Genomic DNA, 14,985 nt, shown 5'->3' with positions numbered 1-14,985 from the left:
TTAAACAAAAAGAGCTCCCACTTTTACCTTGAGTAAGATAATAACGAGGGAGCTCTTCTATTAATGTTGCTTATCGATTATTTAATTGACGTTACTCGGCTTACTTTCTCGCCACTTTCAGAGATAGAGCGGATGTAAGTTTCGCCTGACACCGAAGGACGTTGTTGCTCATCGTACGTTAACCAGTTTTCACCATCAGCAGAGTATTGCAGCTCTACGCCTGGGAATTGTACGTTCATCGCTAGCTTGCCATCAACAACCTGAGCGCCCGGTACTGGTAGTCGGTAATCAATGCCCGCTTTCTCAAGCTTAGCCAGTTCACGTTGACCAACAATATTCGCGAAGCGATTAAAGTCACTGTTTAAAGACTGCTTGTTTACTAGGTCGGTATCTTGAGAATATTCAACGCCCACTTTGTAGTCGTTTTCCCAATCCGCTCGGTGCCATGCGCGCTCTGCTGCTGCAAGTACGCGAGGGAACACCATGTATTCATACTGCTCGTCGGTACGTACTGTTTCAGACCAAAGCTGTGCAGACAAACCGTAGAAAGGTTTTGCTTCAATCTCGCCTTTACCAGTGAAGCCATTGCCGTCACGGTCTAATGAGGTTTCCGCGTTTTGTGGCATGTTTTCTGGTGCGAAGCCAAACATCTTACGAGTATCCGTTGCGCGCGTTGCCCAGTAGTAACCGCGCTCTGCTGCGTCTACTTCGTATGGCATATCCATGTATACGTAATCTGGGTTAGAGACAATCACGTCATAACCTTTCGCTGACCAGTCGTACACTGATGAAGTACCGCCCCAGTAAAGAACGTCCCAGAAGTTAACGCGAGTCGTTTCAGTAGCGAAGCCAGACTCCCCCTCTTCCACATACTTCAAGCCATCTTGCCAAGCTTGGAAGTGAGGAATGCCTTTGTCTGCAACAATTTTTGATACTTCTTTTGCAAAGTAGCCCGGCAGGTGACCAAAATCACTCACTGAACCATCAGCAATCAAAGACTGACATTGTGGAGACTGTTGGAATGGTTTGTCTTGCTTGTCTAGCTCAATGTTACCTTTCCATGCCACTTTGTCTTGAGCATCAACATCTTGAAAGCCTGCGCCTAGCTTGATGTTTTTCGCTTCATCACCACCAAAATGCCAAGTCGTTAGCGGCATACCCGCTTCATTGTGCATTGCTGCAATTTCAGTAATCACTTTATCAACAAAGCGAGTCGATGATTCCATACATGGGTTGATGAAGCTGTGCTTATCGTAGAACTGAATAGTCGTCACGTTTGAAGTATCTTGTGGATCCATCAAGCGATACTCACTTGCTTCAGCTTCTTTGCCTTCCGCCATTAGGCGAGTGTAACGCGCTTCCATTGATACCACTGCAGAACGAGCGTGTGCTGGCATATCAATTTCTGGAATTACTTCGATGCTGCGCGCTTTTGCGTAACTTAAGATCTCGACGTAATCCGCTTTACTAAAGAAACCAGAGCCAAAGTTGTCTGTTGTTGGACCTGAACCTAGCTGAGGCAGTAAACAGCTTTGCTCTTCCAAATCAAAACAACGATTAGACCCTACATCCGTTAGCTCTGGTAAACCTGGGATTTCTAAACGCCAACCTTCATCATCCGTTAAGTGAAGGTGAAGTTTATTCATCTTGTATGCAGCCATTTGATCTAGCGTCGCTAGGATGGCATCTTTTGAGTGGAAGTTTCGAGCAACATCCACCATCACACCACGGTAATCAAAACGTGGTGCATCTTTGATCGACAGTTGTGGTAGTGATTCAGCGTTCTGACTGTCTATTAGGCCAAAAATAGACTGAACTGCGTAGAAAGCACCTGTTTTATCAAACGCTTTAATCGCAATCCCCTCTTCCGAGATGCTTAGTTCATAAGCGCCAGATTTTGCTAAATCACCCGTAAACTGAGTAGGAACAACGGCAACACTAACAGGTAGGTCGCCACTCACATCTACGTTTACCACATCTGCACGTTCTTCAATTGCAGCGAACTGCTCAGCATCAAATGCCTCTTTCGGTAATGCAATACCACCAGCAATGCTCACTGAACCTTCACCCGCTTCTACCAACATTGGGGTTGGTAAAAGCGTTGTTGAAACGTCTTGCGTTGCTAGATCAGCATTCTTTTCAAAGCGAGTAACCGCGGTTGCCATGACATTATTATCATCAGGTGTACGCTTAAGGTTGTTTCCTTCCAAACCTGTTACGAACGACGCGACATCTTCAGTATTCAATGAAGCAATCATCTTAGGTTCTGCGTTTGGCGCAGTTACGAATGCACCCGGCATAAAGTCAGTATCAAACAGTTGCCAGTACTCACTCGTTAACGGAAGAATCACTTCTTCACCAGCGGCAAAACCATCGAACTTATCTGTAGGTTCTAGCTTGTGTAGGTCACCCGTTACACGAGTGATTTTAAATTGCTCGTTATCAACATCTAAAATAAGGCGAATACTGTGGAAGTAGATAGTCCAATCTTTCGAATCAATCGCTTCACCGTCATTGGTCAGGGTCATGTTCACTTTATTACATGACGCCCACTCAGCACCTAGCTCCTGACAAGCCATGCCTTCATTCGCACCGTGATTGGTTAGAATTTCATATTGCACATCAAGGTTATCAGCCAGTGCATTAACAACCTGTTGCTCAGGTGCTTGCGTTACAGCACAACCCGTCAAACCAGCCAGTACCGCTACAGATAGTAAGTTTCTCTTCAACATCGTATTCACCCATAAATTTCAAATTGAGTCAGAAGCAAAGTGGAGCGCTTCGAAAGTTAGATAAACTATATGGGCTTATTTTTTACCGTGAATTAAATCAAGTTAATAAAGTGATCAGCTTCAAATCTCAAAATTTGCGATAAAATTAATTACATAAAAATCATTAAGTTAGAATCGACGGCACTTCCGTCAGTTTTATTTTGACGTAAAAATTGAGAAATGAATCACAATCTTTTTAACGGATTTCATAAAATCGTGTTGTTGATAGAGAGAAAGGTTTAAGAGTTTGTTCGTGTTGTTATACTTTTCGTACAAACAACGTGACATCGTTCTCAAAAAAAACCGTCAAAAAACGCCGTCAAAACCCTTTTTAACGAGTTTATTTCTTTCTAAAGGAGCTCTCTTTGCGCACTTCCTTGTACCTTACGTTACTCACTTTCGCCTTTTCAGCAAAGCAAGCGGTCGCCGAACCCCTTTATTGGCAAGCAAAGAAAGAGGATTTGACCCTCACTATCTTAGGTTCTGTGCACGTTGGGGATGAGAGTATGTACCCGCTTCCCGCACAGATCACTGACACGTTAAAACAGAGCGACGGATTAATTGTCGAGACGGATATAAGAAAGACAGAAGGCGTGGTGTATCCCACGACCACAGTGACCACGGGTGATGTATTAAACAAAGAACAAAAACAATTATTAACGAGCATCTCAAAGTCTCTAGATATGCCAACTCAGCAACTACTTAGCTCACCGCCTTGGGCAACCTCTTTATCGATACAGATGCAGCAGTTGAAGAAACTTGGTTACGGTTCAGCTAACGGTGTCGATGCCACACTCGCTTATAAAGCAACCACGCAAGACGTTCCTGCCATCAGTTTAGAGCCTCTACAATTTCAGATAGACCTCATTGCAGGACAAAAAGATTCCGGTAAAGAGTGGTTAGTCAGTAGCCTTGAAGAATTTGACCAAACTGATCGTGTGGTTCATTGCCTAATTGAGAGCTGGAAAGCGGGTGATGTAACCAAACTTGAGGACTTTGCGAAACTGTCTGAAATGCCAACAGAGCTTGAGAAAGCATTCTTGACGGATCGCAACGTCGATTGGGCAAACAAGCTCTCCGCTAATGATTGGAAACTCGACTCAAAGGGACACTACGTGCTGGTCGTCGGTACTTTACACCTGATTGGCGAAGGCAATCTTTTGCAGTTATTGGAAGATAAAGGTTTCAATGTCACTAAACAGTCACAAAGCCAACAAGCTCAGTGTCAGTTCGAGGTTAACGAAGACAGCTAATTAGTAAGAGCATGACCTTTCCTTCATAAAAGCATGCCCTTAATAACAGAATCATTACATTTAATAGCACCATAACGGTGCTATTATCTTTCGCTCTTTTTATATACGGTGTTGTTCTCATGAAACCAGTACTCTTCGCTTTACCTTTAGCCCTCGCGATCCTGATGCCCACGGCAGCGTCTGCCAAAGAAACTTGTACGATAGAACAATTCCAACCAATAGACATTCAGCCTGATACAAAAGGTGGCGTGTTAGATAAAAAAAGCGGACAGTTTTTGATTACTGAGAAGCCACCAATGCGATGCGCGAATATTACATTCACGACGTCTACAACACGCAACCGTATCGCAAGCCAAATGAATAGTAATTTTGAAGCAAGCTTCTACGATGGCCAAACGGGTAACTCTCACTCGGTGACGTTTAACGAAGATGAAGTACAGGCAGGTTACATTCGAATTGGTCCAAATAACCCTGTTGAAGCGTATGTTTGCTTTGTTACCTCAGAGACGCCAATCAAGAACATCACTTGTGATGTGAAATAGAACATTGTTGATAATCAAAAAAAACAGGGCTAAGGGAAAAATCCGTTTTCCGCATAGCCCTATTTTGCTGCTTACTCAGTTGACTAAAGGATGTCAGTGTCCGCGGCTAAGTAGCGGGCGATAATTGGATGTCTGATTGCATTCGGGTCACCTGGTGACCACATTCCACGCTTCATCCCTTTAACGATCAAGTGGATCACAGCCGCATCTATAGCCGACATTACCGCTATGTTAACTGGTTCATTGTGGCTATAACCCATTTCAACTTCGAGTAACTCTTTGTAATCAACGAATCGAAAAGCACCGAAGCCGATTTCATGTGAGGAAATGGTTTTGGATGTGGTAACACTCAATAAAACTTGCCCCGTTCTTACATCGACAGCTCTCAAGTTAACGGTGACTTGGTCGGTTCTATACTGCCCTGAACCACCAATCCCCAAATACTTCGCACCCGCTCCACCAGTAACAATATTAGAGTCATAAGCAACAATACCGCCTTCAATAACGATATTCGCAGAGCTCAACGATGTTAAGTCGGCTCCATGATTGTTCACTACCTTATCTTTTTTCTGAGCAGCACGAATGATCTTACGTTCCGTCAACAAGTTCTGGAGCCCTTCACGCTCTAGAGGAACAAACCACTGGGAATCTATCAATGCCGTGGTCAGTAAAGACGTTCCACCCTGTGGTACCGCTGTCGAAAAGTTACTGTTTGGCTGAGGTTTATACTGTCCCGTTTGATCTCTAAAATCATAAACCGAAACAAGTATTTTACCGCGAGGTTGAGGTAATGAGATCAGGTCCGTATAAGTCGATCCTCTCGGCATCAGCTTTGGCGTTTCAGAAGTCTCTGGAATTTGCATAGAGTAAGTGCACCCTCCCAACACAAAGGTCAAGAAGACGATAATGATCGATTTCATAACACAATCCTTGTGATTAGAGGTCGGGGTTTAATCCAGAGACACTGATTTCTGTCGATTCCCCAGTCTCTTTATCGACGATTTGAACCAACAAAGTCCCGGAATCATCCACAATATTCAGGAAAAAATCATCAGTTTCCAACTGCCCCGTGTTTCCATTACCTACGTCAGCAAGCAATTGGCTAATTAAACGGGACTCTAAACTCGAAGCTAGACGATCTAACGCAGACTCTTGTTCATCAAAGATATCCCTAGCATTAGGGTCTTCAAAATCATTGATGGCATTAGCGTGATTAAAAAGGTGAGAGCTGTTTAAAGCATTTCCGCCAAAACTTGGGTTTACGGGCGTGTAAACTAACTCGCTCGAGTAAACCGAAGGCGAAGCGAGCAACACAATAAGCACAGCCTTTCTGAAAAATATCGACATCCTTGGCTCCTTAAAATTCATCATGGTCTAGATCGTAAGTGTCCTGAAAGATCCGTTCAGCTTGCCATCGGATGATGTAATTCCCAACCACTCGTGTTGCATCGGCAGCGCGTTCTTTCGCTTGTCTACGACCAGGGGACAACGCCGTACGGAAGATAGGTTTTCTAGAGTGTTGAACCTCTATGATGCTTCCTGATAACGCCGTTGGCCTTTCTTTTACCGTCAAATTTTCCTTAAGGTCGGGATAACTATCATTGAGCGATTGCGAGAAGAAAAAATAGAAATCCTCTCCCAACCGCGTAATGGTTCTGTCCACAATGATTCCATCGACTTCACTGAAGTCATTGAATTTTTCCTTAAGATTATTTGTCGAGTCCTCAAGTTTTTGTCCATTTTCTAAAGGAGCAGCATTTTCAAGACCATGACTCTTTTCTTCTGCATGAAGAGCAAAGGAAAGCAGAGTTATTGTAAGCAGCTTGATTTTCATATGTGCTCCCATTCAAAGTCCATTTACAAAATGAGAATGTGATTCGTTGAAACTGAATAAAGCGTAATTCATGCTTACAGTGGCATATATAAACTTTCGAATTAATTACTGAAGGGAATTGATTAACTAAGGTTGGTAGGACTCGGTCAAATACTAATTAAATTTCATATGAACAACTAAATATTTTCAACTTTAAGTTTATAGCTGTTCGTAAATTCAAGGCCTAGGATTTCGATAAGACAAAGGTTCACTCATTCCCTACGCAGTTTATTTTCGTAGGGATCATAATCACGAACACTTTAAGGTAAAGATGATGGTAATTGGGAAAGCATCACTTATCAGCTTAACTTGTTTATATTTTTTATCAGGAGGTTTTAATAATGCTATCGCGTCAGATATAGAAGGGGATTTTTTACATAATGTTAATCAAGATATAGTCAATGATTATAATTATTTAGAAAGCTTCTCTTCTGGAGATTTAGATAATTATTCAGAATTAAATATATCTAATGCTACTGATTCAATAGCAATAATAAAGCAACGCAGTCCTGGTATTACCGCGAACAACAGAGCGAAGATAACGCAAAGCGGAAGTTCTAACTCCGCATACATTGGTCAAACAGGGCGCAATAATACCGCCTTAATAGACCAGAATGGTTCAAATAACGATGCCGCAATTGGGCAACTCGGAGTAAATTCTGAAGCGCTTATTTCCCAAGACGGGAATAACAATTTAGCAGTTATCGGACAAGCTAACTTCTCAAGACAGAGTAGTCAGCTGAGCATTGACCAAAAAGGCAATGGCAATACTGCTTATTTGGTTGGTTCTGGAAGAAGTAATTTAGGAATTTCTCAAGACGGCAACGACTTTGCTTTAGTGAAAGCGTCTAGCTCAATGAGAATCTACATCAATCAAGCAAATTAGCGCGCAGTATGGAAGCTTGATTCAAGTTACTTTGTATTAAGTAACAACAACGTCGACATGGAAATGTATAAGGATACAACTTATGAAACTTACGCAAATTGGAATTATAGTCGGTGCCATTATTGGTTTTAACGCAGCTAACGCAGATCCGCTTCCAACTTCAGCCCCAGAGCCAGGCCCTGGTGTTAAAGAAGGTACGACAGATCTTGGTATTGCAGGCAAAGTAGCAGCCATTGAGCCCTTAGCTATGGATAATACTGCTGTTTGGCAAATGGGTAATGGCGATCAAGCGAATGTGCTTATCAATCAAAATACATCAGGAGTGACAGATGGCCATGTTGCACTCGTGAACACACATGCGAGTTACAAGTCTGATGTAGTAATTGAACAAAGTGGTAACCTCAATGAAGCACATGCCAAAATACGTGGTGTAAGAAATAATGCTCTGATTGATCAAGACGGTTTACACAACCAAGCTAGAGTTAAAGTACAGCGTGGAGGTCGACTAAATGATCTACGTGTCACTCAAATGGGCGATGAAAACATTTCAGTCGTAAAAGCTAAGGGCGGTGCCGACCGAAACGAAGCTGACGTTTATATCAACGGTAACTCCAACACTACTTACACTGAGTTTAGTAATGGCAGTGTAGATAGAAATGACGTTGCTATCGACATTTGGGGTGACGGAAACTATGTCGAGACTATCGTTAATACAGATGTAGGTGGTGGTGACCGAAATGATGTCGATATCGATCTAATGAACAGTAACGATAACCGTATATTTACGTTACAAACGGGCTCTTATTCAAATGCAACTGTTGATTTAACCAACAGTAACATGAACCAACTTATGGTTGAGCAAACTTCTTATGATAATGCCGTTGTTTTAGGTAACGGTGCTAACGGGAACGTTGGTCTTATTTACCAAAACTAATATGAGACTTCATACTTTTATTAAAACGGCGCTGGTCGCCGTTTTATTTATTTCTTATCATTTAAATGGATTTTCTTCCGATTTAAATCCAGTGCAGTGCCAGATAAAAAATAACAACCTTATGCTCACAGTTAATAACAGTATGGTATCTTCATTTACGGTAAGTACCAGAACTGACTCTAGTTTCAAGCAAAATACAAGCAGCGGTACAACGAAATTGATTCTTAACATAAACCAATTCCCTGCAGTTATAAAATTCCATCCAAATAAGGGGGTATGGAAAATCCATAAAGATTGTAAAATCAATCAGATAAAAAATAAAACTCCCTAATCATTCCCCTTCACTTAAAGTATTAATTTACCTTCTGCAATACTATTAAATTAATTACATAATCTTGGTGAATATTTAACCTTGAAAGTTGGCAAAATAACAATACGTGCTATAAACTATATAACCTCTAGTTCAAGTAATGAATTGAGAAAAGGAGTTTCACATGGCTAAGCAGGAGGCTCACAACGCCATTTTACTTGCGGAAAACAATTTACAATCAATACTACTTAAAGAGTCTATCGAGCAGAAAGTTAACTTAAACATAAAACTCATCTCACCCGAAAGGATTAACATTAAATCCTTTAAAAACGAAGACTTAGTACTGATTATTATTGATTTCCCAACGATGAGTAAACAGTACATTGGGAAGTACCAAGAGCTAAGAAATGAAGCAGAAAGTGACGTACATGAAGTGCTACTCAATACACCAAACGACTTTTCACATTCTCAAATGCTTAAATGGCAATACCTCGTCGGTATTTTTTATACTTCAGACACACTTGAAAAGCTTGTGGCTGGCTTTAACTGCATTCTACAGGGTGAAATGTGGGTGAGCAGAAAGTTGATCTATAAATACATCCGGTTTTATAGAGATAGACAATGCGCAAAAACCAGCCCCCACTACCTCAAACTGACAAAACGCGAACAGCAGATAATTAAATTGCTTGGAGATGGGGCGTCTAACACCCAGATAGCTGACACGCTTTACGTTAGTGAGAATACGGTCAAAGCACACCTTCACAATACATTCAAAAAAATCAAAGTGAAGAACCGCTTACAAGCTCTGATTTGGGTGAAGAATAATATTGCAACGAGTGAGTTCGTTTAATCGAAGCAGGTGAAAACCATAATGAGCAAGCCATTGCTCCTCTCTATCATAAGGCGCGCTACGACTTTCTTCAATGCGCTCAGCGGAGAGCCTATTTTTGATGTCATGCCCCCTTAAGCCCTTCTCGCTCACCAGTTAACAACTATCCCTAAATGCAAAACAACCATAGCCCCGTCTATCGCATAACAAGGCTACGGCTTTCTTTAATGTAATCGGTGAAGAGCTTATTTTGAACATCAAGCGAACCCCACTTAGGTTTAAATCCTATTTTCAATACCCTTAAACGACGAAAGCCTGCTCAATGAGCAGGCTTTCCAAATCTTGGTCGGTTAAGCAGGGATTCGACGCGGCTGGGCTTCCATCGGACTGGCGCACCAGCCCCCACCCTCATGTCCCAAACCAAATAGAAACCAAAGGGTTCAAATACAAAAAAGCCGTAGCATTTCTGCTACGGCTTTCTTTAATGTGGTCGGTGAAGAGGGATTCGAACCCCCGACCCTCTGGTCCCAAACCAGATGCGCTACCAAGCTGCGCTATTCACCGAGATATCTAACTGGCTGATTGCCTGTCGATGGAGCGTATAATACGGATTCTGAATTTATCCGCAAGGGCTTTTTTCACTCTTTTTTACAATATCGAATCGTTCGAACAAAAGACGTACAACCTAAGGGCTAATGTGACGAAAAACACACACTCACCAACAAGTATTTAACTTATGAAACAGGATTGATCCAGATCAGTGAATTGATAACGCTACTTAATACACTAGGCCATGTCATATAACTTTGAGGTATACACATGGACTTTTGGCTAGAACTCCTATTTGGTAATGCAGTGGGGCTATCTTCAATGATAGTAATATTCGGGGCTCTGGGTCTCATGATGTTTTATGGAGGCTTCTTCATATACAAAGTTATGACTGAAAAATCTCCTCACTAGTATCGCTCAGCCTAAATCATTTACTTTTAAGTATCATTTCCTTGATAAATAAATGTTAAAACGCTTTGCACCGGAGTTGACTTCTCTTGTCTCCTCCGGTTTTTTCATTTTTAAACCCAGCCACAACTTAGGTATACTTACCCTATCCTTCTACAACTTGAGATGAACACCATGTCTCATGATGACGACTTAGATCTATTCCAAGAAATGATGGGCGATGTGAAACGTATCGACCATGACACCGCTGAGCACCAAAAAGTGCATCGAGTTACCGAGTCTCAACTTGCAAAGCGTGAGGCGGCTATGTGGCTGTCTGAGGACGAAAAAGATTACCTCTCTCTCGACTACTCTCCAATGCTGAAACCTGATGACGTTATTGCGTATAAAAAAGATGGCGTTCAAGAAGGCGTATACAAAAAACTGCGCTTAGGTAAATATCCGATTCAAGCTAAGCTCGATCTCCACAGGAAAACATTGAAAGATGCTCGTAACGAAGTACTTTCATTTTTACGTCAATGTTTAAGAATGGATGTGCGCACCGTCATTATTGTTCACGGTAAAGGCGAGCGCTCAAATCCACCAGCGATGATGAAAAGCTATGTAGCCAATTGGCTATCGCAAATTAATGATGTTCAATGCGTTCACTCAGCACAGCAATTTCATGGTGGCACTGGAGCCGTTTACGTCATGCTCAGAAAGAGTAATGACAAAAAACTAGAGAATAGAGAGCGTCACCAAAAACGTACTCGCTAAATCATCAGAAGCTTAGTGAAAAGAAGGCCATCGTCTTCGAACATTCAGCTAAGCACATTGAACACAACAATTGATATTTAGTGCCGAAAATAGATATTTAGTGCCGAAGCTCATTCTAGGTGTTAAAATTGCCTCAGTTAACGAATTAAAACGTAAAAGCAACTGTCCATAGTTGCTTTTTGTTTATCTATATTTCCGTTGTGAAACGCTAAGAGAATATCATGTCACAAGAATCCCAAGCTAAACGCCTTAATAAATACATCAGTGAAACTGGTTTTTGTTCACGTCGTGAAGCAGACAAATTGATCGATGCAGGCCGAGTTACCATTAATGGCAAGATCCCTGAGATGGGAACGAAAGTATTGCCAGGTGATGATGTTGAGATCGACAACAAGCCAGTACGTTCAAAAGAGAAGCCGATTTACATTGCTCTTAATAAACCAACAGGTATCACCTGTACGACTGAGCGTGATATTCCTGGCAACATCGTCGACTTTATCGGCCACCACAAGCGTATCTTCCCTATTGGTCGCCTAGATAAGCCTTCTGATGGTCTTATCTTTTTGACCAACGATGGCGACATCGTCAATAAGATCTTGCGTGCGGGTAACAATCACGAAAAGGAATACGTGGTTCGTGTAGATAAGCCGATTACGACGGAATTCTTGAAGAAAATGGCTTCTGGTGTCCCTATTTTAGATACCGTTACCTTGCCATGTAATGTCGAGAAAGAGACTAAATTCTCATTCCGAATTACGCTAACTCAAGGCCTTAACCGCCAGATCCGTCGTATGTGTGAAGCGTTAGGCTATGAAGTATTCAAACTACGTCGTGTTCGTATTATGAATATCTCACTTGATGGCATTCCAAACGGAAAGTGGCGCTACCTGAGTGAAGAAGAAATCGCAGAGATATTAGCGATGTGCGAAGGTTCAGTGAGCACTGAAGATGCGTCAAAAATGAACGCGAAAGGTCAACGTATTCGTAAAGCGACTGACGCGAAGTTATTTGATAGCCGTGAGGAAAATCAAACCTCAACAGCGCGCCGTAATCAAAACGAGAACCGTACTCGCACTTACCGTGGTAATAACGCGGATGAATTCCGCCATGCGCCAAACTCGAAGCGTGGTCGTAATTCGTCGAATAGTGAAAGCGGCGGCAACACTGAGAACTGGAAATCGAACTCTCGTTCAGAACGTTCAAATTCAGATCGAAACAGCTCGGATCGCAATCGCACAGACCGCGACAATAACGATCGTAGAAGCGGTAAGCCAGCAAACCGTAGTCAAGATTCAAACAGACCAAATAAACCAGCAGCAAAACGCGTTGGTGGTACATTAGGCCTGAAGAAGTAGTCAGAATCAGTAAGACCAGACACTCGATATAAAAACGCCCGCTAGATTAGTCTAGCGGGCGTTCTTGTTTGTCATTCGATAGTTTTATCATCATGACGACGACAATCTATAAACATAGATCAGCAAACTGACCGCGAGTCAGCATCGCTAAGTCCTTTGGATCTAGCTCGATTTCCAAGCCCCTCTTTCCTGCACTCACACATATCGTTTCAAAATCCGTCGCAGTGGAATGTACAAAGGTAGGCAGTGCTTTCTTTTGACCAAGCGGACTGATTCCACCCACAACATAGCCTGTGGTTTTCTGTGCAATCTCAGGATTGGCCATCTCTGCTTTTTTACCTTTCGCTGCTTTAGCCGCAAGCTTGAGGTTTAACTTCTGGTCAACAGGAATAACAGCTACAGCCAAATCTTTAGCAACACCGTTCAAGCAGAACAACAACGTTTTGAATACACGTTTGGGATCCTGACCCAGAGCTTCAACCGCTTCTAACCCATAATTGGTGTTGTTTGCATCGTGATGATACTGATGCACGGTATGAACGATTTTCTTTTTCTTGGCAAGATTGATTGCAGGGGTCATAACAAATCCAAACGATAGATAAACAAAAAGCGACGCCGAGGCGTCGCTTTAGTTAAATTTATCATGGTGCTAGAGTCAATCTAAATTAGCACCTAGTGATTCAATTAACTGGGTTCAGTTACTTGTAAACCATTTGACCAGACGGTGCGTACTTGTTCACGTCAACTGGGCTATTCGCTTCTAGGTACTCTTTCAGTACTTCAGCATCAACAAAACCAGTATTTACGTAACCAGGGTGGTCAGATAATTTAGGATAACCGTCACCACCAGCCGCGTTGAAGCTTGGCACTGTGAAACGGTATGTTTCGTCTAAACGAAGCTGTTTGCCACCGATGAATACGTTCGATACTTCACCGTTCGTCACTGTCATTGAAATGCCAGCGAACTGAGCGTAAGCACCAGAGTCGATTGGTTTCGTCGCCACAACATTTAAGTAATCTAGAACTTCTTTACCTGTCATGTCTGTGTAAGTCAGGATGTTTGCAAAAGGTTGTACCTTCAGTACATCTTTGTAAGTGACGTTGCCCGCTTCAATTGAGTCACGAACACCACCAGAGTTCATCACAGCGAAGTCTGCTTGTGCACGCTCCATGTGAGAAGTCGCAATCAAACGACCTAGGTTAGTTTGTTGGAAACGAACCACGTTACGATCGCCTTCAAGCTTGCCATTTGTCTCAGCAATTTGAACTTCTAGCTGTGCTTGACCTTGTTCTTGGAAAGGACGTAGGAATTCAAGTAGCTCTGGATCTTGTGCGATTTCATCTTGAATAAGAACGCGTTGCTTCTTACCGTCAATCTTAACTTTCTTCTTAAGGTTAACTGGAACCAGATCGTAGCTCACCATCTCTAGCTCACCGTTACGGAATTCGTAATCAGCACGACCTACGTACTTGCCCCACTCGTGAGCTTGAACGATGTAAGTACCATTCTGTACGTCTGGTTTACACTCATCACCCGGCTTGAAGTTTTTCTTCGCAACGTTAGGGCCTTCCATACATACAGGCTCTTGAGAGTGACCACCAACGATCATGTCTAGGTCGCCTTCGTTTAGGTAACGAGCAAGTGCTACATCACCCGGTGCGTTAACACCACGTTGGCCATTTTCGTAGTGACCCATATGAGTCACAGCGAAGATTAAGTCTGGCTTCTCTGTTTCTTTAAGTTCAGCGATCAGCTTCTTCGCTTCTTCTTTAGGGTCGCGGAAGTCAATGCTCGCGATGAACTCAGGGTTACCGATTTTTGCCGTATCTTCAGTTGTTAGACCGATAACCGCAATCTTGATACCTTGCTTTTCAAACATCTCGTAAGCTTGGAACTTGCGTTCGCCTGTTGCTTTGTCGTAGATGTTTGCAGATAGCATTGGGAAATTAGCCCAGTCGATCTGCTTTTGTAGTACGTCTAAGGAGTTGTCAAACTCGTGGTTACCCAATGCCATTGCATCGTAACCAATTTTATTCATACCTTTGAAATCAGGTTCTGCATCTTGAAGATCTGACTCTGGCACACCAGTATTGATGTCACCACCAGATAGAAGCAACACGCTACCGCCTTCTGCTTCAACTTCAGCACGAAGTTGATCAACAAGCGTTTTACGCGCAGACATGCCGTATTCACCGTATTTGTTCTGCCAAAAACGACCATGGTTGTCGTTAGTATGTAGAACCGTTAGCTTGTAAGTTTCGTCTTGGTTCCAATCATGAGTTGATTGAGACGCACACCCAGCTAGAGTAGCTAGGATTGCAGCACTTAGTGCTGTCTTTAGAATAAGGCGTTGCTTCATTGTCATACCTTTGAACTTTTTAGGGGAATCCACTGCTTTTTATGATCTATTGCGACCCCTTATTTGGAGTTCGAACAATAAGACTTCACATCACTTATCTTAAATTAACATTTCAGATGTAACATGATGATTTCATATTTATGTCGAATTGGTCACGCA

Annotated in this window: 14 protein-coding genes and 1 tRNA gene; 8 read left to right on the top strand and 7 right to left on the bottom strand. The window is 42.4% G+C overall.

What is annotated here, in order from left to right; genetic code table 11:
• Positions 1–77: 77 nt before the first annotated feature.
• Complete coding sequence (locus AC3CKG_RS03685; protein ID WP_488528822.1) at positions 78–2,732, bottom strand: beta-N-acetylhexosaminidase; 2,655 nt, start codon at positions 2,730–2,732, stop codon at positions 78–80.
• A 404-nt stretch (positions 2,733–3,136) separates the two neighbouring features.
• Here AC3CKG_RS03685 and AC3CKG_RS03680 point away from each other — a divergent pair, with 404 nt between their 5' ends.
• On the top strand, positions 3,137–4,024 hold the full coding sequence (locus AC3CKG_RS03680) for a TraB/GumN family protein (RefSeq protein ID WP_488528821.1): 888 nt from the start codon (positions 3,137–3,139) through the stop codon (positions 4,022–4,024).
• A gap of 119 nt (positions 4,025–4,143) precedes the next feature.
• The gene (locus tag AC3CKG_RS03675; protein ID WP_102340682.1) at positions 4,144–4,566 is read left to right on the top strand and encodes a hypothetical protein; all 423 of its coding nucleotides are present in this window, start codon (positions 4,144–4,146) and stop codon (positions 4,564–4,566) included.
• 83 nt (positions 4,567–4,649) lie between these two features.
• Here the strand turns inward: AC3CKG_RS03675 and AC3CKG_RS03670 are convergent, their stop codons facing one another.
• Genes AC3CKG_RS03670 through AC3CKG_RS03660 form a run of 3 tightly spaced genes read right to left on the bottom strand, consistent with a single transcriptional unit; the run spans position 4,650 to position 6,400 of the window.
• Positions 4,650–5,486: a CsgG/HfaB family protein gene (locus AC3CKG_RS03670; protein WP_017110170.1), complete on the bottom strand. Its 837-nt coding sequence runs from the start codon at positions 5,484–5,486 to the stop codon at positions 4,650–4,652.
• 16 nt (positions 5,487–5,502) lie between these two features.
• Positions 5,503–5,913 carry a curli assembly protein CsgF gene (locus tag AC3CKG_RS03665; RefSeq protein ID WP_102308206.1) on the bottom strand — a complete coding sequence of 137 codons (411 nt, stop codon included), beginning with the start codon at positions 5,911–5,913 and terminating at the stop codon, positions 5,503–5,505.
• A gap of 10 nt (positions 5,914–5,923) precedes the next feature.
• Positions 5,924–6,400, bottom strand: a complete 477-nt coding sequence (locus tag AC3CKG_RS03660; protein WP_017064155.1) for a curli production assembly/transport protein CsgE — start codon at positions 6,398–6,400, stop codon at positions 5,924–5,926.
• Positions 6,401–6,713: 313 nt separating this feature from the next.
• Here AC3CKG_RS03660 and AC3CKG_RS03655 point away from each other — a divergent pair, with 313 nt between their 5' ends.
• From AC3CKG_RS03655 to AC3CKG_RS03645, 3 genes are all read left to right on the top strand, one after another.
• Positions 6,714–7,325, top strand: coding sequence for a curlin subunit CsgB (locus tag AC3CKG_RS03655; protein WP_102308207.1), 612 nt, complete (start codon positions 6,714–6,716; stop codon positions 7,323–7,325).
• 82 nt (positions 7,326–7,407) lie between these two features.
• Entirely contained in the window at positions 7,408–8,259 is an 852-nt protein-coding gene (locus AC3CKG_RS03650) for a hypothetical protein (protein ID WP_017110174.1), read from the top strand.
• Between the two features lie 494 nt (positions 8,260–8,753).
• Positions 8,754–9,419: a LuxR C-terminal-related transcriptional regulator gene (locus AC3CKG_RS03645; protein WP_017110176.1), complete on the top strand. Its 666-nt coding sequence runs from the start codon at positions 8,754–8,756 to the stop codon at positions 9,417–9,419.
• Between the two features lie 466 nt (positions 9,420–9,885).
• On the opposite strand, the gene AC3CKG_RS03640 is transcribed toward AC3CKG_RS03645, so the two are convergent.
• Positions 9,886–9,962: transfer RNA gene (locus AC3CKG_RS03640), tRNA-Pro, on the bottom strand.
• A 255-nt stretch (positions 9,963–10,217) separates the two neighbouring features.
• Here AC3CKG_RS03640 and AC3CKG_RS03635 point away from each other — a divergent pair.
• The 3 genes from AC3CKG_RS03635 to rluF all read left to right on the top strand — a co-directional run bounded on the left by AC3CKG_RS03635 (position 10,218) and on the right by rluF (position 12,466).
• Complete coding sequence (locus tag AC3CKG_RS03635; RefSeq protein WP_004736246.1) at positions 10,218–10,358, top strand: DUF3149 domain-containing protein; 141 nt, start codon at positions 10,218–10,220, stop codon at positions 10,356–10,358.
• Positions 10,359–10,529: 171 nt separating this feature from the next.
• Entirely contained in the window at positions 10,530–11,111 is a 582-nt protein-coding gene (gene smrA / locus AC3CKG_RS03630) for a DNA endonuclease SmrA (protein WP_029223450.1), read from the top strand.
• A 221-nt stretch (positions 11,112–11,332) separates the two neighbouring features.
• A complete protein-coding gene (rluF, locus tag AC3CKG_RS03625; RefSeq protein ID WP_065113422.1) occupies positions 11,333–12,466 on the top strand; it encodes a 23S rRNA pseudouridine(2604) synthase RluF in 1,134 nt (377 codons plus the stop codon).
• A gap of 106 nt (positions 12,467–12,572) precedes the next feature.
• Here the strand turns inward: rluF and ybaK are convergent, their stop codons facing one another.
• On the bottom strand, positions 12,573–13,046 hold the full coding sequence (gene ybaK / locus AC3CKG_RS03620; RefSeq protein ID WP_488528820.1) for a Cys-tRNA(Pro) deacylase: 474 nt from the start codon (positions 13,044–13,046) through the stop codon (positions 12,573–12,575).
• Positions 13,047–13,164: 118 nt separating this feature from the next.
• Positions 13,165–14,826, bottom strand: coding sequence for a bifunctional UDP-sugar hydrolase/5'-nucleotidase UshA (gene ushA, locus AC3CKG_RS03615; protein ID WP_029223451.1), 1,662 nt, complete (start codon positions 14,824–14,826; stop codon positions 13,165–13,167).
• Positions 14,827–14,985 lie beyond the last annotated feature (159 nt).

Source organism: Vibrio sp. QJM3NY_15, assembly GCF_057785995.1.
This window is presented reverse-complemented; position numbering and strand designations above follow the sequence as displayed.